Here is a 19,714-nt window from a genome sequence, read left to right as displayed (position 1 = left end):
CCGTGACGGCCACGAACGCCGCCGGCACAAGTGCAGCCTCTGCCGCTTCGAACTCGGTGACCGCCGCAACCGTTCCCGGCACGCCAACCGTAGGCGCGGCCACCGCAGGCAATGGTCAGGCCTCGGTCAGCTTTACGCCTCCTGCGTCGAATGGCGGATCGCCGATCACGAGCTACACCGTCACCTCATCGCCCGGCGGCATCACGGCGACCGGCGCATCCTCTCCCATCGTCGTATCGGGCCTTATGAATGGCACGGCCTACACCTTCACCGTGACCGCCACCAACGCCGCCGGCACCGGAGCGGCCTCGGTGCCTTCAAACTCCGTCACCGCGGCAGCGACTGCCGGAGCTCCGGTGATTGGTGCGGCCACAGGCGGCAACGGGCAGGCGACCGTGACCTTCACCGCTCCCGCATCGACTGGAGGCTCGCCGATCACAGCTTATACGGTGACTTCGTCTCCCGGCGGCATCACCGCAACCGGTCCCGCATCGCCTATCACCCTCACAGGCCTGACCGACGGGACCGCGTACACGTTCTCCGTCACTGCAACCAACAGCGCGGGTACCAGCCTTCCCTCGGCGGCATCGAACTCCGTCACTCCCGCAACCGTCCCCGGCACGCCCACGGTAGGTCAGGCGGTCGCTGGAGATGGCCAGGCATCGGTCGCATTCACGCCTCCCGCATCGGACGGCGGAGCACCGATCACGAGCTACACCGTTACCTCGTCGCCCGGTGGGCTTACGGGTACGAGCAGCACGTCTCCCGTCACGGTGACGGGCCTGACCAATGGCACCTCTTATACCTTCTCTATTAAGGCCACCAACAGCGCAGGCACAGGATCGGCATCCGCTCCATCGAACGCAATCACGCCCGCGAGCGGCCAGACCATCGCCTTCGCCAATCCCGGACCTCAGAACTTTGGTGGACCTACGACGCTGACGGCGACATCGAGCTCCGGTCTCGCCGTCATCTTTACCTCGACCACGCCAGCGGTCTGTACGATCACCTCTTCGGGGGCGCTGACCTCCTTCGCCGTCGGCACCTGCACCATCCACGCCGATCAGACAGGCAACGCTACCTTCGCGCCCGCGCCGACCGTCTCGCGATCCTTCTCCATCATCGCGGCTGTTCCAGGTTCCGCCACAGCGATCAAGGCGACCCCCGGAGACACGCAGGCAACTGTCGCCTTCATCGCGCCTTCCTTCACCGGCGGAGCGCCCATCACCGGATACACCGTGACCTCATCTCCCGGCGGCCTCACGGCAAGCGGAACTGGATCGCCGATCACGGTCACAGATTTAACCAACGGAACCTCCTACAGCTTTACGGTCACGGCGACTAACAGTGCCGGCACGGGAGCTGCTTCGTCGCCCTCAAATTCGGTCATAGCGCAGCCCGCTCCCACCGGGCAGGACACCACCGCCACGGCGTCCGCCTCGCTTCCTTCATCCATGCACGTTACCGCGAACGCGACCAGCGGACCCTTCACCGGAATCACCATCGTCACTCCGCCTCCGAGCGGTCGCGCGGTGGTCAAGGGGCTGGACATCCTCTACATCCCTGATCCCAACATCACCTCCACCCAGATTGTCACTTTCACCTACACCCTCACGAACGCCTCTGGCACATCGGCTCCAATCACGGTCCAGGTCACAGTGATGCCCTCGAGCCAGAAGGTGTCGGACCTGGAACGTCCGACGCTCTGGAATCGAGGCAGGGAGCCTGATCGCGATCAAGGCCTATCGTCCAGAGTTGCCGCCTGGGTGGGGGGTGCGGAATGAACCGACTGATCATGTCCCTTACTAGCAGAAAGCTTTTTGTCGCCGCTCTTGTTCTTGCCGCCTTTGGAGATACAGCCAGCCTATGGGCAACTTCGCCCCTCGCCAGCAGCACCACCTTGACGCTTTCCAGTAGCTCCGTAACAACCGGGACAGCGGTTGTTCTGACCGCGACGGTGACTGCCTCCGGAGCGCCGGTCGCCGCTGGCCGGGTGACCTTCTGCGACGCCACCGCAACCTTCTGCGAGGGCCCCGCTGTGCTTGGCTCCGCGCAGCTCTCGGCAACCGGCGCGGCGGTTCTGAAGCACATCTTTGGCCCTGGCGATCACACGGTCAACGCGATCTTCACCGGCACCCATACCGCGTTCGCGAGCATCTCTTCTACCGCGTCCGTCAGCGTCAGCGGCACAGCGCCCTCGACCACAGTTGCCGTCAGCAGCGGAAGCGTGGGCAACTACTCCCTGACCGCAACGGTTGGCTATCACGGGCTTGCCACTCCGTCCGGCAGCGAGATGGTGAGCTTCATCGACACCAGCAACAAGAACCTTACCCTGGGTTCAGCGGAGATCTCAACCACTGCCGCACCCATCTACGACTTCGTCACGATTCCGACCTCTCCCGTCAAAGCCGGCTCTATCCCCGCCAGCGTGGTAACGGGCGACTTCAACAATGACGGCATCCCCGACTTCGCCACCGCCAATCTTCAGGACAACACGGTAAGCGTCTTCCTTGGCGACGGAACCGGAGCCTTCACCCAGGCCGCGGGATCGCCCTTCGCTGTTGGAGCCGGACCGACCGCACTGGTGGTCGCCGACCTGAACGCCGATGGGCACCTCGATATCCTCTCGGCAAACGGGATGGCCGGGAACATCTCCATCCTCTTTGGGGACGGCAGCGGCCGCTTCACCGCCGGTCTTAGCGTAGCCGTCGGCAGCGGCCCGCAGTCGATCGTCATAGGCGACTTCGACGGCGACGGTCTGCCCGACATTGCGGTCGCGAACGTTTACGACTCCACCATCACGGTCCTGATCAACGATGGTGCAGGAGGCTTTGCCTCCAACCCGTCAGTCACTTATGCGGTTGGTCAAAACCCTTCGTGGATCGGAACAGCCGACTTCAACCACGATGGCATCCTCGATCTCGCAGTCGTCAATACGACCTCGAACAATATCACCCTCCTCCAGGGCGATGGCCTGGGCGGATTCACACCCCTGTCGGGCTCGCCCTTCGCGACGCTCTCTTATCCGGTGTCGGCGGTGGTTGGCGACTTCAACGCAGACGGCAACGCAGACCTCGCGGTGATCAGCGCGACCGGCAACGCGCTCTCGATCCTGCTGAATACCGGCACAGGCCTGGCCGCGTTTGGCACGCCTTACAGCACAGGCGACAGCCCCAGCGCCATCGCGGTGAGCGACTTCAACGGTGACGGCAAGCAGGACCTCATCGTCACCAACGGCAATGCGAATACGGCGACGATCTTGTTCGGTGACGGCACTGGTTCATTTACTACAGGCACAAACTCTGTCGTCGCCAACCTCGATTCTCCAGCGTCAGTAACTACCGCCGACTTCGACGGCGACGGGACCCAGGACCTTGCGATCACGAACGTGGGTGGCGGATCAACTAGTATCCGGCCCCTACAGATCACGCGTTCGGCTACCGCGACGCTTCCATCGGTTGTCGTTCCAGGTGCTGCAGTGGCTCATGCAGTCTCCGCGACCTACGCTGGAGACAGCCTCTACACTGCCAGCACCTCCGCAACCGTCCCGCTCATCGGCAGCCCCATCGCGACAACGACTGCTTTAGCCATATCGCCGACAAACTCAGTCGAGTACGGACAGGTCGTACAACTGACCGCTGCGATTGCGCCTCCCTCGGCCTCAAACTACACAGCGACGGGTGCGGTTAAGTTCTTCGACGGCAGCACTGCCCTTGGCCAATCGAACGTCGCAAACGGTCAGGCACTTCTCAGCTTGAACTCTTTCTCGGTAGCCCAGCACAGCCTCTCGGCGGACTATCTCGGCGATGCCAACTTCTTAGCCAGCAACAGCTCTGTCTCTGTGCTCACGGTGAACAAGGCGATCATCAAAATTACGCTCACCGGCACGCCTGGGCCTGGTGCCAGCTTCACCTTCACCTCGACGGTGACGTCATTCACGAGTGGAGTTCCGACAGGAACGGTCGGCTTCTACGACGGCAACGCTCTCATCGGCTCATCCCCGCTCGTCGGCGGAGTGGCGACCTACTCGGTTACTTCGCTTGCAGCCGGCGTTCACCCCGTCACCGCGACCTACAGCGGCGACACCAACTACGTCGGAGGCACATCGGCCTCGCTTGCTGCCTCCACCGGCGACTTCGCGCTCGCGGCGACCCAGCCGTCAAAGACAGTGCAGCCTGGGCAGAGTGTCGCCTACGACTTGATGATCACGCCCGATAGCAGCTTTCCCAACACCATCAGCTTCTCCGTTGCTGGACTGCCTGCTGGAGCGACAGCCACGTTCATGCCCGCTACGCTGACTCCCGGAGCGACAGCCACGTCAACATCGATGACCGTGACCGTCGCTAAGGAAGTAGCGGGCCTGCACCGGTCGCCTTCCAACTTCGCCATGGCTCTTACTCTGTTTCTCCTGCCCTTTGCGACGCTGCGCCGCTTTAGAAGGGCCGCGCGCTCACTTTCGCGCGCTCTCTACATGGCGGTGATCGTGCTTGCCGGTTCTGCCGCTCTCCTCACGTTTACCGGCTGTGGCAGCAATGGGTATCTGGGACAGGCGTCGCGCAACTACACCCTCACTGTCACCGCCTCCAGTGGAGCGCTGGCACACACCACGTCGCTTCAGTTGAACGTTCAATGAAGAAAGGTAAACGGCAAACGATGCGTACGCCCCTGATCAGTCTTCTTATCCTTCTCCTTGCGAGTGCCTCGGCGCGGGCCCAAGCGACTGCGAAGGCGACGATGAGGCTCGACGCTGCCGTGCTCTACGATGCGAACCGCTCCAAGACTCTGCCGGGCCACACCTTCTGGCTACAGGGAGGAAGTGCCATGGCTGGGGTATCGCTGTGGAAGGGATTCGGCGTAGTCGGAGACATTACGGGTTCACAGAGTGGGAAGATCAGCTCCGATGGAGTCGGCCTGCGGCTCCTCACCTTCACCGCCGGGCCGCAATACAAGTGGATCGCGCCGTCGCGTGCGGACTACTACAACTCCTCGGTCTTCGGGCACGTGCTCTTCGGCGAAGCCACTGCCTCCAACAGCGTCTTCGCCGGGGCGACCGAATCTTCTTCGTCGGCGAGTTCCTTCTGCTTCAAGGTTGGCGGCGGAGTCGATCTCGACATCACGCCACGCATCTCTCTTCGCGTAGTCCAGGCAGACTGGGTGCGAACTCACTTTCCCAACGGCACGTCGAACGTGCAAAACAACATTCAACTCGGAGCCGGCGTCGTCATCCACCTCCGGTGATGTGACCCGTCAGATCTGTGGCCAGTAGGCGATGACGTTCTGCGCCTGCTCTCCAAGGCCATCAATCCCAAGCTTCATCTTGCTGCCCGCCTTCAGGTAGACAGGCGGCTTCTGGCCAAGCCCCACGCCCGGAGGCGTTCCCGTGGAGATGATGTCGCCCGGCTGCAGGCTCATGTAGCGGCTGAGATAGCTCACCAGGTGGGCGACCCCGAAGACCATCGTCGCCGTCGTACCGTCCTGGAACCTGTGCCCGTCGACCTCGAGCCACAAGCGCAGACTCTGCGGATCGGAAACCTCATCCGTGGTCACCAGCCACGGCCCGATAGGACCGAAGGTGTCCGCGCTCTTTCCCTTCACCCATTGACCTGTGCCCTCAAGCTGAAAGGCGCGTTCTGAGAGGTCGTTCACCACGCAGTAACCCGCTACGTAAGACAGAGCGTCGGCCTCATCGACATACTTTGCCTCTTTGCCGATCACGACGCCAAGCTCGACCTCCCAGTCGGTCTTCAGAGAGTCCCGCGGGATCATCACGTCGTCATCCGGGCCAATAATGGACGAGGTCGCCTTCATGAAGACCACCGGCTCCTTCGGCACCGCCATGCCCGATTCCGCTGCATGGTCGGAGTAGTTGAGGCCGATGCAGATGAACTTACCCACGCCACCGACGCACGGGCCGATGCGGTAAGGGCCATCAACCATTGGCAGCGTCGACGCATCCAGCTCCAGCAGACTCTTCAGCGAGTCCGGTGACAGCACCGCACCGGCGATGTCCGGCACCACGCCCGACAGGTCACGCAGCTTTCCAGCTTCATCCAACATCCCCGGACGTTCGAATCCCTTGTTCCCGTATCGCAGCAGCTTCATCTTTATCTCCTCTTACTTTCTAGCAGATTGAAGGCTTTCGAGGATGTCCGATGGCAGTGCCGATTGATCTTCAGAAGAGGGGACAAGCAAGTCCTCATCGTCATCGTCATGAGTGAAGAGTGGCGTCTCGGCTACCTGTTCCACCTGGAAGTTGCTCAGTCCCACGCCCACCAGGCGGAAGAGCTGACCGGGGCCGAGGTCGACTCGTTCCGCAAGCGAGACGGCCACATCGGCGAACTCCTCCAGCGACACCGGCATGGTGGGTGGAGTCAGGCTGCGCGTGAGCGTGTTGAACTCCTTCGTCTTCAACTTCAGGACCACCGTCCTCGCCATCCGCGCGTTCTGCCGCGACGCAGCCCAGACCTTCTCCGCCAGCTTACGCAGCAGCGGCTCGGTCTCCGGCAGCGGGATATCAACTGGAAAGGTATCTTCCGCGGAGATCGATTTGCTCGCGCGGTTTGCGATGACGGGGTTGTGATCGATGCCGCGAGCGAGCTCATACAAGCGCCGGCCATACCGGCCAAAGTGGCCTTCCAGCGTCGTCCTCTCCATCGCGCAAAGGTCGCCAACGGTTGCGATGCCAACGGCCTTCATGCGGGCTTCCGTGACCTGTCCAACCCCTGGAATTCGGCCCACGGGGAGTGGGACAAGGAAGCTCTCGACCTCGTGGGGCTGAATCACGAAGAGGCCGTCCGGCTTCTTCCAGTCGGACGCGATCTTGGCGAGAAACTTGTTCGGCGCAACACCGGCAGAGGCGGTCAGGTTTAGTTCCTCACGGATCTCCTGCCGGATCCTCTTCGCAACCCGCGTTGCCGTTGCGAGCCCGAGCTTGTTCTCCGTGACATCAAGGTAGGCCTCGTCGAGCGACAACGGCTCGATGAGATCCGTGTGGCGCTCGAAGATCTCGCGCACGGCCCGTGAGACCGCCTTGTAGCGGACAAAGTCAGGCGGGAGGAAGACAGCCTCCGGACAGAGCCTCTCGGCTCGCACCGCAGGCATCGCCGATCGTATGCCGAACTTACGCGCCTCATACGAAGAGGCGCACACGACCGAACGAGCGCCACGCCAGGCGACCACGACCGGACGGCCTCGAAGCTCGGGATTGTCGCGCTGTTCCACCGACGCGTAGAAGGCGTCCATGTCGACGTGAACGATCTTGCGAAATGCCGGTGGCTCGCTCATGGACTCTCGATTAGACTCTCGATCAACCCGAGTCGAATTCGCTAAATCTTCGCCTATTATAGGAGCTATGTCGTCCGATGAGCAATCAGGATTCGTGATCCCGGCGGGGCTAAGTCTGCGGAGCGAACTGAGCCTTCGCAGCCTCCGGCTTGCCGTCTTGAGCGGCCACCTGCACGAGCGGACGGACGGGCAGCTCCCCAGCATTATCTTCGGGCAGGATGAGCACGGACGGCATGGAAACTTTCACCCGGATGCCTACGCCGCGATCCTTCAGCGCGAGGCTTGGGCGAAGCGCCTGGAGAAGGTTCATACCGCTTCGAAACGCATGAAGCCACGTTCCAACTGGCAATGGAAGGAACTGGATTGTTCGAACAGTTCCGATGCGCTCTTGATGAACATCTTTTGCCATCCCGGAACGATGGCGAGCGGCGGACTGCGAACGTTGCTGAATGTGGAGTGCACTGCGCAGCCGGAGTTCGGGTTCAAGCCCCGAGTTCCTTTGCAGAGAGCGAAGAGCGACGCGACAGAGGTGGACCTCAGGCTTGGCGATCTTTTGATCGAAGCCAAACTGACGGAGTCGGACTTCCAATTTGCAGCCTCGAAGTTAGTCTCGCGCTATCGCGCTATCGACGAGGTCTTCGACCTGTCAGAGCTTCCCATGCGAGACGGCAGACATGCCGGCTATCAGCTGATCCGGGGCACGCTTGCCGCATACGCTCTTGGCTGTTCGTTTTGTGTGTTCTGCGACGCTCGACGGCCTGACCTGATCGAGATGTGGTTCAAAGTGATGCGGGCGGTGAGTTCCGCCGAGCTTCGGTGCCAGCTCAAACTGCTCACCTGGCAGGAACTAGCTTTTGCCCTTCCGCAGGAACTGCAAGAGTTTCTAGCCTCGAAGTACGGTATCTTTCCGGCGTGACAGACCATTACGGAGCATCGAGGTCTGTTCGCTCTCGCACGACTTCCAGATGGTCTCCGGCATCCTTCATCGCATAGATCTTCCCCCGCGCATTTTTGAAGGGCTGATGGAGGACCATCACCAGCGAACCATCGAACGTGTGGAAGAGCATGCCGTGTCCACTGTCTTCATAGACCAGCGGAGCCAGTTGCTCCCACGGCCCTTCGATGGTGCCCGTCTTCGATCGTGCGACCGTCTGAATATACTTGCTATCGTTCGAGTAGCTTGACCACAACATCAGTAGGTGGCCGTCATGCGTGCGGAAGAGTTCAGGCCCATCCGTGACGTACTGGCTGGAGTCTGTTGATGGGACAACGTCCTTGTCCAGCCAGGGTGCGTCAGATGCTTTGAAGAGAAAGATGGGCGCCGCCGCGCTCTTCGCGAGGTCGTCGGTTAGTCGCACAGCCTCTATAGTTCCATCTGTCTTCTGCAACCATTCATGAGCGTACACGAGCCACGGTTTTCCGGCGGGATCGACATAGAGCGTTCCATCCAGGGTCATGAAGTCCGACGGTGGCAGCGGCCCATTCGGATTCAAAGGATGGAAGGGGCCAAGCGGGCTGTCGCTCACCGCGCTGATCGTCCCGCGGCGGTAGGCTGGACGCACGGCATTGTGGCCGGGCGGCAGCGGCTTCGAATCATCGAAGACCGTGGTGAAGAGATAGTACCTACCCTTCCAGCGATGCACCTCCGGAGCCCACGCTCCGCTCTGCGCCCAACTCATCTCGGACGTGTGAAAGACCACGATCGGCGGCTCCCAATGCTTCAGATCGGCGCTCCGGTACACCATGGTTCCAACGCCGCTCACGCCTGAGACCTTGGGGACGTTGGAGGTGTACAGGTAGTAGGTCTTGTCCGCTTCATTCGTCAGGATCCAGGGATCATGCAAAGGCATGTTGGGCAGGGTCAACACTGCGCTCGATGCCTGCTGCGCCTTAGCTGTGGTTACGCTGAAGAGCACCGCCAGCATTAGAGGAAAGATTGTGCACCGAAGGACCCTTCTCCATGCAAATCCCGCAAGGTTGGTCCGAGGTCCAGCGTCATCATTTTGCCAATGCAATTTGCCCACCTTTGTTGTCTCCTCGTCCTCGCAGGGCATAAGCGCTACCTAGTTGAGAGCGGCGACGAACTTCTCCAACTCAGCGTGACGCGCGATCAGATGCTCCGTGTATTCACCTAGCTGGGGATCTTCCAGGAGTCCTTGATTCGTGGGCTCTGGCGTGCTCTCCGGGACGACCGGCTGGTGCTCAGCCACCAGGTCTGCCATGACGAGCAAGCGGGCGGCAAGATGGTCGCGCAGCTCTCGACGAGCTGGTTGAACGGGCACCTCTTCCTCCTGGAGGCTGTGAAGCATGGCGATCTCGTTCCAGAAGAGAGCCGCGGCGGTAAGGGTCGCGCGAAGGATGGCGTCACCCTCCTGGATGTGACGGTCACGGTCCGGGCTAAAGTCGTAAGGCACCGCGGTATTGCTGCTCCTCAGTCCAGCCACTGTCTTACCCAGACGATCTCGCAGGACGTCGGCATCGCGAAGGATAATCTCCTTCTCTTTGCCGGAGTCCAGCAGGTTCAGCAGATCTGCTCCGAGCCGGAGGACGGAGGCGAAGCCTCGGCGCATCACCGTGATCGTACGCACGGGCCAAAGTTGATCGAAGACCAGCCACATCGCCGCGAGCGCGATCAGGATGCCGGCAAGACGGTCGCGCGCGGGCGCAAGCTCGGTCGGCGCGCTTAACCCCTCGAAGGCCACAACGTAAAAAGAGAACGCTATCTGGAGACCGATGTAATTGAACTTCGGCCCGGCGGCAACCCACGCCGAGATGAACGCGACTACCGATTCGAGAACCACCAGTGAGGTGATGGAGTCCATATGCGGGAACAGGAAGACCGTCGCTCCAATGCCAAGGAAGAAGCCGCCGATAATAGCGCCCAGCAAACGGAAGACCAGCTTCTGCTTGATCGCGCCGGTGCTGCTGAGTCCGGTTACCAGCACGGTGGTCACCGAGGTTGCGATTCCTGGCCAGGCGACGGCGTGGTAGAAGATGTAACAAAATGTGGCACAGAGACTGATCTTCAAACCGAAGGCAATATTCTCTACCTGGCGAAGAGCACCGGGAATGAAGAAGGGGACCTTATGGCTGGGCAGGCTCACCAGCTCCCTGTTCTTGGTCGGATTGATGTCCAGTGGCATGGTCAGGATGGCGTGCAACGACCCTTCCACGCGATCGAGCAGGGTGTAGCTTCCCTCTGGACCAGGTCTTAGGCTGCTGCTCGGCTCGGTTGGAACTCCAGGTAAGAGACGGTGGCATTCGTCCGCGATGCGCGCGCACCGGAGTTGCACCTCCGGATCGACAGTTACGGGGTTCTGCAGGCCGAAGGCGGCGGCATTGTCCATCAGCTGCGCCAGCATCGTGATCCGAGGACGTATGGCAATAGGCAGTGTCCCGGTGTCAAGGTCGCGCTCGACGATCGTGTTGTAGAGGGCGATCATTCCCGCCTGGCCAGCGATGGCTATGCGCGAGACCTTGCTCGCGGCCTCAAAGCGCTGAGCCGGAGGCGCGTCATTGGCATAGAGCCGGAACAACGTTTCGAGCGCGGAATAGCGAACGTGGCGTTGCTCCTGGAGCGCTGCGGCAGGGTTGCGGACTCCGAAGATGTACTCGACGACGATGGCGCTGCCGAGCGAGATGCAAAACGTACCCAGGAGATAGAGCGAACTCTTTACCAACCGGTCTGCGGGCGCATGCAGCTCCCAAAGGCTGATCACCGTGCAGTAGATGAGCCCGAAGGTCGAGCCCAACGGTGGCGTGTTAGTCGTGACCACGAGCAGGCCCGAGACGAACGTTACAACAGCGACGCTCAGCAACCGGGCTACGGGATCGTTGTCCGTCAAGATCACCACGCCAAGTTCCACCGCAATCGCGAAGAGCACGATCGCGAAGGAGAACACGCCGCTGCGCAGCGAGACGGCGGGACTGTCCCTGCCAATCAGGAAGATGAAGTACATGCCGATCGAGAGGAACGGCATCTGCAGCGCCTCCAGCAACAGCAGCGCAATGATCGAGGCAAGTACGACGCGCATCGTGCTGCCGAGCCGTCCGGGCACGGGCTCGAGGTCCTGCAAAAGAGCGTGTACCCAGGCCCGGGGAAGGGAGGTGAGCTTGCTGGCCAGCGGAACCACATCCGCAACAGCGGTCGCCATGGCTAACGCACGACCGTCACAGCGGTCGCTCCGATGCGGAAGAGTTCGGGGTCAGGGTCGTTCACCCGGATACGGACCGGGAAGCGCGAAGAGAGATGTACCCAGTTCAGTGTGCGCTCGATGTTAGGCAGGCCTTGCGCCACTGCGCCATCCTCCGGGAAGACACCGTAGCCCACGCTCTCAACGGTGCCATTGAAGCGGCGGTCGGGGTGCCCCATCAGGTAAAGGTCTGCGTGCTGACCGATATGGATGTTCTTCAGCTTCGACTCGCGATAGTTTGCGATCACATACCAGGTGCGCGTGTCGATCAGGGTGAAGAGGGGAGCTCCCGGTCGCGCATAAGCGCCCACCGAGATGTTCATGTTGGTGACGTAAGCATTGAACGGCGCCACGACGCGTGTTCGTTCGAGATCAAGGCGCGCGCTATCCACCTTCGCCGCTTTCGAAGGCCGCTGCGAGACCAGCGTGTCCACCGTGTCGATCGTATGCAATGCTTGGCCTAGCTTTGCCTCCTGCTCGATGGAAAGAGAACTCGCCTCAACCTTTTTCAGACTTGCCTGCTGTTGCGACGCCTGCGCCTGGAGCAGGGCGGCCTGGGCCTCGTCGTAGTTGCCCTGGGCGACGCGGACCGCGGTATTCGCCTGGTCGATCTGTTCGACCGTGACGTACTTCTTTTCGAGCAAAGGTTCGATGCGATGCAAGTTGTTGGTGACCAGTTTCAGTTGTGCACCAGAAGCCTCCACTGCGGCTTTCGCTCGCGTCACGGCTGCGGTGGCCACGTCGATGTTGCTGCCCGCTGTCTGTATCCCGGTACGAGAGTTGTAGACCCCGGCGCGAGCAGCTTCGGCGGCGCTGGCCTGTGCGGCAATATGACGCTTCGCGTCGATGATCTGCTGCTCCAGAGCGTCCTGGTCAGAGAGCGCCTGCTGGAGAGCGTACTCGTAGGGGCGAGGATCGATGACGAAGAGCGTATCGCCTTGTTTGACGAAGGCGTTGTCCTTGACCGGGAGATCAACCAGCCGTCCGCTGACCTCGGGTGCAATCTCAATGAAGTTCGCTCGCACGCTGGCGTCATCGGTTCGGGGATGAAGGTCGACCTGCAGCGTGACGATGCCAAACAGGAGCAGCGCGGCTACAACCACGACAATGCCGATGATGCGTCCTGTGCTGGATTTAGGCTTAGCCGCTGCGGGAGAAGCTGATGTTTGATCCATCGTGTCCATGTGGCTCCTACCGGAAGAAGATCAGCCACAGAAGGCTGGTAAGCAGAATGACGAGGCAGGGATAGAAGAGGGCCAGAGGGCCCACTTCGTTCTCCAGGTGGAAGCGAACCAGCGCGACCCGCGCCGCGAAGGTTAGCGGAATCGCAATCGCGATGCAAAGCATCCAGACGGGGAAGAACGATCCGATGACGTCGATGTTGGGGGCGTGATTGCAGCCGGCAAGGAACAGGCAAGCCGCGGCAGTCGCAATCGATCTCGCAATCGATCTCGCAATCGATCTCGCAATCGATCTCAAGGATAAGAGGGTCATTTCGCGGGTCCTTCAGGTGCGTGAAGTTTGGTTGCCGGAGGCAGGCTTCGCAGTAGATTGCCAGTGACAAACTCCAGGTCTACGGCTTCGAGGAACAACTGCGACCGTGCCGATACTCCGGAAAGGCGGGCCTGCGCCAGTTGACGCTCAGCCGTGACCACATCGATCAGGTTCTTCACTCCATATTTGTAGGCCTCAAGCGAGGCCCCATACGATTCATTCGCAGCCTCAAGCAACGCCACCGCAGCCTGCTGCTTCCGCAACGCCGTCCGGAATGCGATGTAGGCGGTCCAGACTTCACGCGTCGCCTGGTCGCGCTTCTCTGTCAGTTCATCCAATGCCTCGCGCTTCTTCGACTGCGCTGCAGCGAGCTCGTTGCGCCTCGCTCCGCCGTCGAAGACCTTCCACTCTATGCCAAGTATGGCGGCCCATGTTGGCTGACTGGCCTGTCCGAGGGAGCCAGCGTCCGGCGATGGCCAGATCGATGTCTGCGCACCATTGCCTGAAAGCGTGATGCGCGGCCGGTACTCTCCCTTGGCCACGCGGATGCGGTCGTCCGCGGCGCGGATCTCCGCAGCCTGCGCGGCGAGGTCCGGCCGGTCCTTGATCGCGCGATCGATCAGCTCTTCAATCGACACAGTCAATTGCTCCGGCAACGGCGCGTTGGTCATGGCATCGATGTTCACGTTTGGAGAAGGTTCCGCTCCCACTGCCTCGGCAAGCTGCACCCGGGCGATCTTCTCGTCGCCATCGGCCGACTCCATATCGAATACATCCTGCGAGGTCTCCGCCTTCGCATTCAAGACATCCGGGACGGTGGAGCGACCGTTTGCGAGCTGCGCCTCGGCAGCGTCCTGCGTGGTCTGGCCGGTCTTCAAAGTCTCTCGCGTTGCCTGCAGGCGCTCCTGTGCGGTCAGCAGCCGATAGTAGGCCGTGGCCACGCGGAAGGCGACCTCTTGGTTGGCCTGCACAAAGTTGGCGCCCGAAGCGATCTTCTCCGCCAGCGCGCCGTCCACGCGGGCCTCTCGCGTCCCGAAGTCGTATAGAAGATATTGCAGCTCCAGCTCAGGCTGCACGATCGGGATCTCGACCATGTTGTACCCACGCGGCTCCAGCGCCTTCGGAAACGGGCTAATCGTGCGCTGATCGCCCCCGATCGCTTGGAAGACGATGACCGGTAGATACGCGCTCTTCGCGATACCAAGTTCATTTGCCCGCTGCCGCGCTCGCTCCCACGCGATCCGTGTGCGTGGGTTGTTCTGTTCCGCCAGGTCGATCAGTTCGGTCAAGGTGTAGGTATGCGCGGCGTCGAGCTGCGCGACCGTCGCCACGGGCACATTCCTTGCGGCGCAGTCAGCCGATGCGGCGGGAGATAGTGCGGTCCCCGCGCAACTGGTTTGTCCCAGCAGCCTTGCTGCGGCGAGGCTAAAAAGCGCGCAAAGAAGGAGACAGCTTCGCAGCGCAAGGCTTGGAAAAGCGACACTCCGGGAACTGCCGGTTCGCGATGATACGGCCGGCCCCGGATGTTTCAAGAAGCGTCTGTTCTTATTCTTACGAGACAGGTCATACCCCAGTCGAGATCGAATTCGCGGCGCAACTTTCACCTGCCGGCCACATCTGCGAGTGTATCCGCGTGCCCCCAATCTAATACGTCACGGGTGAGTTGCACGAACAATTTCATGGCTGCGGTTGACGGGTGATGAGCCTGCCCCACTCGGAAGTATCGATCAATATCCGAGAGCTGGGACCACCCGTTCCGGTGGCCATCAGGTGTTTGTCCGGATCCAGTCGACTGCTCCGCGCCATCGACCACGCTGGTTTCTTCAACCGCTGATTTCAGCTGAAGCCTTAAAAAGGCGAAGCGAAGTGGACCCCGCCACGCTATAATCACGTCAGCACAACGTTGCGCCCGCAGCGCTGGTATCAAAGCCGGAGAGTTGGCCGAGTGGCTGAAGGCGGCGGTTTGCTAAACCGTTATAGGACCAAAAGTTCTATCGGGGGTTCGAATCCCCCACTCTCCGCCAGACAGTCCCGCAGGGATATCTCTAAATCAAAGCGAAACTTTCGCCGATCCCGCCCGACATTCCGCATGTTTTTGCGCGGTGCATGGCTTCGGGGAAAGTTATGTAGCACCTGGGGAAGACCTGTCGCAGGTGCCTCTCCGTCACGGTGAGGCGCGAAGATCTCCGTTCGCGGCCGTAAGCGGTGCCGATCTTCGAGAGCGTTTCGACGCGACCGGTCTCGTATTCCCTCCGCCCATCTCCGGCGCTCAACCACTGAGACGGGTCGGCATACAGAAGAGGAGTATTCTTCCGGAGTGCAAAGGGTGGCGAACTATTTTTCCGGGCGAAATCAAGACTTCCCCCCGGGATGCAAGCCGCGAACATTAGCGATTGCAAGAGTCTCTTCAGCTCAGTAAGTGTGAAGGCATCTCGGGGAACCGCCATAAGGTTTGGCGAATCCCCGATAGGACGCCTTCGCCTACTCAATGCACAAGCAACTCCGCCTGTTGTGCCGGCTCTCGAACCGTCGGCTTTACTCGGAACCAGATGGTGTAGAGCGCAGGCAGGAAGACCAGCGTCAGCACGGTGCCAACTGCGGTTCCACCGATCAGCGTGTATGCGAGCGAGCCCCAAAACACCGAGTAGGTCAAAGGGATGAATGCAAGCACGGCAGCGAGTGCTGTGAGGATAACGGGACGTGACCTTTGTACCGTCGCCTCGACCACTGCGTGAAAATCATCGAGTCCTTCTTCCTTGTTCGTCTTGATCTGGCCGATCAGAATGAGCGTGTTGCGCATCAGTATTCCGGCAAGAGCAATCAACCCTAGGATTGCGTTGAAGCCGAACGGTACATGAAAGAGCAGAAGCGTTGGGACAACACCGGCAAGTCCCAGCGGAGCTGTGAGAATCGTCATGGCCAATGCGGATAAGGACCTAACCTGAATGATGATGACGACCAGCATGCAGACAAGCATGATGGGAAATATCTTGGCGAGCGCGACGTTGGCTTTCAACGATTCTTCGGTGTTGGCGCCAACTTCGATCCTGTAATCCGGAGGCAATTTGGCGATGATGGGCTGGAGCGATTTCATCACCTCCGCTGATACCTGCGGCGGCTGTACCTCCTCGTCATGGTCGCTTTGGACGGTAATGGTCGGCGTACGATCGCGGCGCTTGAGGATCGGATCTTCCTCCTGAATCTCTACGTTGCCCACCTGGCTCAGTGGCACCAGTTTGCCGTCACTGCTTCTCAACGTCATGTTGAGCAACTTGGTGGGATCGAGGCGATTCGGTCCCGAGGTCCGCGCCACTACATCGACGGTGCGAATGTTCTCGCGCACCTGGGTCACGGTAAAGCCGGTCGTCAGGAATTGAATCTGCTGACCGGCATCGTTCGATGAGAGGCCGAGGAGACGAAGTCGATCCTGATCGAGGATGAAGCGCACGGAGGGGGCCCGCTCATTCCAGTCTTCATTGGCCTGACGAACATGGGGATTCGCCTGCATCTTCGCCAACACCTGATCGGCGATGGTGCGGACCACATTCGGGTCAGGTCCCATGACGCGAAACGCTACGGGATACGGAGAGTAAGGACCAAACACAAAGCTCACAGCACGAACACGCGCCTCTGGAGCGAGCCCGCTTGCGACCTCCTGGCGGAGGCGGACCATCAACTTGTCCCTCTCCTTTGCATTGGGAGTGAGGATCATCATCTTTGCGAAGTTAGGGTTCGGCAGCTCCGGATTGTAGGCCAGCCAGAAGCGGGGAGCACCGCCGCCGACATAAGAGCTAACGATCTTCGCCTCGGGCTGCGCCCGCACCCATTTCTCGATTCGGACGACCGTGGCCTGCGTCTGCTCGATCGTCGCGCCTTGCGGGAGCACAACATCTACCAGCACCTCCGGGCGGTCAGAACTCGGGAAGAACTGCTGCTTTACGAAGCCCATCCCAAATACCGACGCGAAGAATATAAGTACCACGGCACCGGCGACCGGAAACTTATGCTCGACAGACCAGACGATCACACGACGCAGCTTCCGATAGCCGGCCGTCTCATAGATCGCTGCGTAACCTCCCTCCAGCGCCTGAATGTTCGGCAGGAGCTTCACTCCCAGATACGGTGTGAACGTGACCGCGACGATCCAGGAAAGCAGCAGCGCAATGCAGACGATCCAGAAGATGTTGCCTGCGTACTCTCCGGCGCTCGACGCCGCGAAGCCGACGGGCATCAGACCGATAATGGTTACCAGCGTCCCCGCAAGCATCGGTGCGGCTGTGTGGCTCCATGCGTAGGCTCCCGCTTTGACTCTGTCCCAACCTTCTTCCATCTTCACGACCATGGTTTCAATCGAGATGATCGCGTCGTCGACGAGCAGGCCTAGCGAAAGAATCAGGGCGCCCAGCGTGACGCGGTCAAGATCTTTTCCGGTGGCCAGCATGACGACAAGGGTCGCGGAGAGCGTGATGGGAACAGCTGCGGCAACAACAATACCGACTCGCCAGCCAAGGCTGATAAGGCTGACGATCATAACGACCATGAGGGCCACGAAGAACTTAAGCTGGAACTCTCCGACCGATTCGAGGATGACCGCAGACTGGTCCGTCACCTTTGAGAGTGCCATCCCGGTTGGCAGGTTCGCCTGAATCTTCTTCTGTTCCGCTTCCAAAGACTTGCCGAGTTCCAGACCGTTGAAGCCATCGCGCATGACGACGTTCAACATCATGGCCGGCTCGCCGTTGTGCCGGACCAGGAAGCTCGCGGGGTCTTCGTAACCACGCTGAACGTCAGCGATATCGGAGAGCTTGAATGTTCGGCCTCCACTGGTGATGGGAGTATCGCGAATCTTTTCGAGATCGTTAAGCGCACCGTCGAGCCGGATGTACACCTGCTGATTCTGGGTGTCGATGGAGCCGGCTGGCGTCACTGCATTCTGCCTGACGAGAGCGTCGAAGATATCGCGCGCACTGATCCCAAGCGTTGATAGCCGCTCATAAGAGAACTGCACGAAGATTCTCTCAGGGCGCTCTCCGAAGAGGTTGACCTTCATCACTCCGGGGACGTGCAAGAGATCCTGACGCAAGGTCTCAGCCTCTCGGGTCAGCAGCCGAGGAGGTAGCCCCGGTGCCTCCAGCGAGTAGATGGCAAACGCAACGTCTGAATATTCGTCATTCAGGATCGGAGGCAGCACTCCCTGCGGAAGCCGCGAAGCCTCATCCTGAATCTTCTTTCGCCCCTGATAGAACTCGTCCGGAACAGCCTTGGGAGGAGTGAAGTCTTTGAGCGTGATGGTCAGGAATGCGAGACCCGGCCTTGTGAATGTTTCCACATGGTCGTAGTACGTGAGTTCCTGCATCCGCTTCTCTAAAGGTTCAGCGACCAGGTCCTGCATCTCTTCGGCAGTTGCGCCCGGCCACGCCGCCACGACGGTGAAGACCTTGACCGTAAAGTGCGGGTCTTCAGCACGTCCCAACTTGAAGTAGGCCAGCGTGCCAGCGAGAATCACCGCGAGGAGAAAGAAGAGTGTGACGGACCGTTCACGGATCGCAAGCGCGGAGAGGTTGATACCGTGCGAGGCCGCCTGCTCTTTTTCAAAGTGGGGCTTTTGAATCTGAAATTCGCTCATCGGATCGCCGCCTTCTCTTCGGCCACACGAACCTGCTGGCCTTCGCTGAGGAGATGTGCCCCGAGGGCGACGATCTGATCTCCCGGATGTACGCCGTCGGAGAGAGTCGCATCCTCATCTCCTAAGCGCGCGATTTTGACTGGCTGAAATGAGACCGTTGAGGCTTTCTCATTCAAGGCCCATACACCGGGTCCCTTGCCACGGTCGGTGATTGCAGCAATGGGCACTGTCATCGCATCCGATCCCGCAAGTCCGGGAAGTTGAATCGTGACCGTTGCGCCCAACGGAGCTTTCGCTTCAACGCCACCGAGAACGTATCGAGCTTCAAAGGTGCGCGTCATCGGGTCCGCGGCATCCGAGAGCTGACGGAGACGAGCGTCAACACTATCGGTCTTGCCGTAGACGATTGCGCGGACGATCGAGCCCAGCGCCGGGCGAATCGTCTCAGGCAGGTTGATGGCAGCTTCGCGTGGACCGGCATGGGCCAGCTTGATGACGGTCTGTCCGGCGGCGACAACCTGCCCCGGCTCTGCGAGTGTCTCGACGACAGTTCCGTCGGAGTCGGCGACGAGGAGGGAGTAGTCTCCTTCGTCCTTCGCTACCTGCGCCTGGGCCTCTACGGCTGCGAGCTGTGCCTGCGCCGCATCAGAGTTTGCTTTGAACTGGTCGTAGGTCGACGCCGAGACCGCTCCGGTGCTTACAAGACCGCGATAGCGTGCTTCATCGGCTGCCGCCTGTTGCGCCTTGGCCTTCGCAGCTTCCACATTCTGCGTCTGCGTTGTGATGGCATGTGCGAAGTCGGTCACGTCGATACGCATTAGCGGCTGGCCGGAGCGGACCGTCTGCCCGACATCGACGAAGCGTTTCGTCACCTTGCCCGGGACGCGAAAGCCGAGGTCGCTCTGAACGCGAGCGGTCACGACACCGGTAAACGAATGTTCGCCGGCCTTCGCGCCGCCGACAGAGATGATGCGAACCAGCTCGGGCTGAGTTCGTGGGTCGGCTTCGATGTGAGACTTGCAACCCGCGAGAAGAGAAGCCAGGGGGATGAGAGCGACGAGCGTGTTTAGGGATTTCCGAATCGACATTTGGTTCCACTCCAGAAAGCAACTGGAAT

The 19,714-nt window shown here is 60.5% G+C and carries 13 protein-coding genes and 1 tRNA gene; 5 read left to right on the top strand and 9 right to left on the bottom strand.

All coding sequences use genetic code 11. The features are described 5' to 3' along the window. The first annotated feature begins 2 nt into the window (after positions 1-2). From HDF16_RS04695 to HDF16_RS04685, 3 genes are read left to right on the top strand one after another with little or no spacing between them, the layout of a single operon-like run. Entirely contained in the window at positions 3-1,784 is a 1,782-nt protein-coding gene (locus HDF16_RS04695) for a fibronectin type III domain-containing protein (RefSeq protein ID WP_221312477.1), read from the top strand. Then, positions 1,781-4,633 (top strand): FG-GAP-like repeat-containing protein, encoded by a 2,853-nt coding sequence (locus HDF16_RS04690; protein ID WP_184213938.1) that lies wholly within the window; start codon positions 1,781-1,783, stop codon positions 4,631-4,633. Before HDF16_RS04695 ends, HDF16_RS04690 begins: the two co-directional genes overlap by 4 nt. A gap of 20 nt (positions 4,634-4,653) precedes the next feature. Continuing rightward, positions 4,654-5,238, top strand: a complete 585-nt coding sequence (locus tag HDF16_RS04685) for a hypothetical protein (RefSeq protein WP_184213937.1) — start codon at positions 4,654-4,656, stop codon at positions 5,236-5,238. Between the two features lie 9 nt (positions 5,239-5,247). Here HDF16_RS04685 and HDF16_RS04680 read toward each other — a convergent pair whose 3' ends face one another. Further along, positions 5,248-6,102, bottom strand: a complete 855-nt coding sequence (locus tag HDF16_RS04680) for a fumarylacetoacetate hydrolase family protein (protein WP_184213936.1) — start codon at positions 6,100-6,102, stop codon at positions 5,248-5,250. A gap of 12 nt (positions 6,103-6,114) precedes the next feature. Beyond that, entirely contained in the window at positions 6,115-7,284 is a 1,170-nt protein-coding gene (dinB, locus tag HDF16_RS04675; protein ID WP_184213935.1) for a DNA polymerase IV, read from the bottom strand. A gap of 67 nt (positions 7,285-7,351) precedes the next feature. Between dinB and HDF16_RS04670 the strand changes: the two genes are divergently transcribed. Beyond that, on the top strand, positions 7,352-8,200 hold the full coding sequence (locus HDF16_RS04670; protein ID WP_184213934.1) for a PGN_0703 family putative restriction endonuclease: 849 nt from the start codon (positions 7,352-7,354) through the stop codon (positions 8,198-8,200). Positions 8,201-8,207: 7 nt separating this feature from the next. Here HDF16_RS04670 and HDF16_RS04665 read toward each other — a convergent pair whose 3' ends face one another. The 5 genes from HDF16_RS04665 to HDF16_RS04645 form a co-directional block, all read right to left on the bottom strand. Further along, a complete protein-coding gene (locus tag HDF16_RS04665) occupies positions 8,208-9,209 on the bottom strand; it encodes a glycoside hydrolase family 43 protein (protein WP_184213933.1) in 1,002 nt (333 codons plus the stop codon). Between the two features lie 138 nt (positions 9,210-9,347). Continuing rightward, complete coding sequence (locus HDF16_RS04660) at positions 9,348-11,438, bottom strand: FUSC family protein (protein WP_184213932.1); 2,091 nt, start codon at positions 11,436-11,438, stop codon at positions 9,348-9,350. A 2-nt stretch (positions 11,439-11,440) separates the two neighbouring features. Then, positions 11,441-12,661, bottom strand: coding sequence for a biotin/lipoyl-binding protein (locus tag HDF16_RS04655; RefSeq protein WP_184213931.1), 1,221 nt, complete (start codon positions 12,659-12,661; stop codon positions 11,441-11,443). Between the two features lie 7 nt (positions 12,662-12,668). Beyond that, positions 12,669-12,971: a YtcA family lipoprotein gene (locus HDF16_RS04650; RefSeq protein WP_184213930.1), complete on the bottom strand. Its 303-nt coding sequence runs from the start codon at positions 12,969-12,971 to the stop codon at positions 12,669-12,671. Beyond that, positions 12,968-14,302: a TolC family protein gene (locus tag HDF16_RS04645; protein ID WP_348641239.1), complete on the bottom strand. Its 1,335-nt coding sequence runs from the start codon at positions 14,300-14,302 to the stop codon at positions 12,968-12,970. Before HDF16_RS04645 ends, HDF16_RS04650 begins: the two co-directional genes overlap by 4 nt. A 600-nt stretch (positions 14,303-14,902) precedes the next feature. On the opposite strand from HDF16_RS04645, the gene HDF16_RS04640 reads away from it, so the two are divergent. Beyond that, a tRNA-Ser gene (locus tag HDF16_RS04640) sits at positions 14,903-14,995 on the top strand. A gap of 461 nt (positions 14,996-15,456) precedes the next feature. Here HDF16_RS04640 and HDF16_RS04635 read toward each other — a convergent pair. Continuing rightward, entirely contained in the window at positions 15,457-18,597 is a 3,141-nt protein-coding gene (locus tag HDF16_RS04635) for an efflux RND transporter permease subunit (RefSeq protein ID WP_184213929.1), read from the bottom strand. After that, positions 18,594-19,685 (bottom strand): efflux RND transporter periplasmic adaptor subunit, encoded by a 1,092-nt coding sequence (locus HDF16_RS04630; RefSeq protein ID WP_184213928.1) that lies wholly within the window; start codon positions 19,683-19,685, stop codon positions 18,594-18,596. The genes HDF16_RS04635 and HDF16_RS04630 overlap by 4 nt, the downstream gene beginning before the upstream one ends. Between the last annotated feature and the right edge of the window lie 29 nt (positions 19,686-19,714).

This window comes from Granulicella aggregans, assembly GCF_014203275.1.
GTDB lineage: Bacteria > Acidobacteriota > Terriglobia > Terriglobales > Acidobacteriaceae > Edaphobacter.
This window is presented reverse-complemented; position numbering and strand designations above follow the sequence as displayed.

Coding starts and splice junctions, on each gene's coding strand:
- HDF16_RS04690 (WP_184213938.1), top strand. CDS start 1,781: ATGAACCGACTGATCATGTCCCTTACTAGCAGAAAGCTTTTTGTCGCC.
- HDF16_RS04685 (WP_184213937.1), top strand. CDS start 4,654: ATGCGTACGCCCCTGATCAGTCTTCTTATCCTTCTCCTTGCGAGTGCC.
- HDF16_RS04680 (WP_184213936.1), bottom strand. CDS start 6,102: ATGAAGCTGCTGCGATACGGGAACAAGGGATTCGAACGTCCGGGGATG.
- dinB (WP_184213935.1), bottom strand. CDS start 7,284: ATGAGCGAGCCACCGGCATTTCGCAAGATCGTTCACGTCGACATGGAC.
- HDF16_RS04670 (WP_184213934.1), top strand. CDS start 7,352: ATGTCGTCCGATGAGCAATCAGGATTCGTGATCCCGGCGGGGCTAAGT.
- HDF16_RS04665 (WP_184213933.1), bottom strand. CDS start 9,209: ATGCTGGCGGTGCTCTTCAGCGTAACCACAGCTAAGGCGCAGCAGGCA.
- HDF16_RS04660 (WP_184213932.1), bottom strand. CDS start 11,438: ATGGCGACCGCTGTTGCGGATGTGGTTCCGCTGGCCAGCAAGCTCACC.
- HDF16_RS04655 (WP_184213931.1), bottom strand. CDS start 12,661: ATGGACACGATGGATCAAACATCAGCTTCTCCCGCAGCGGCTAAGCCT.
- HDF16_RS04650 (WP_184213930.1), bottom strand. CDS start 12,971: ATGACCCTCTTATCCTTGAGATCGATTGCGAGATCGATTGCGAGATCG.
- HDF16_RS04635 (WP_184213929.1), bottom strand. CDS start 18,597: ATGAGCGAATTTCAGATTCAAAAGCCCCACTTTGAAAAAGAGCAGGCG.
- HDF16_RS04630 (WP_184213928.1), bottom strand. CDS start 19,685: ATGTCGATTCGGAAATCCCTAAACACGCTCGTCGCTCTCATCCCCCTG.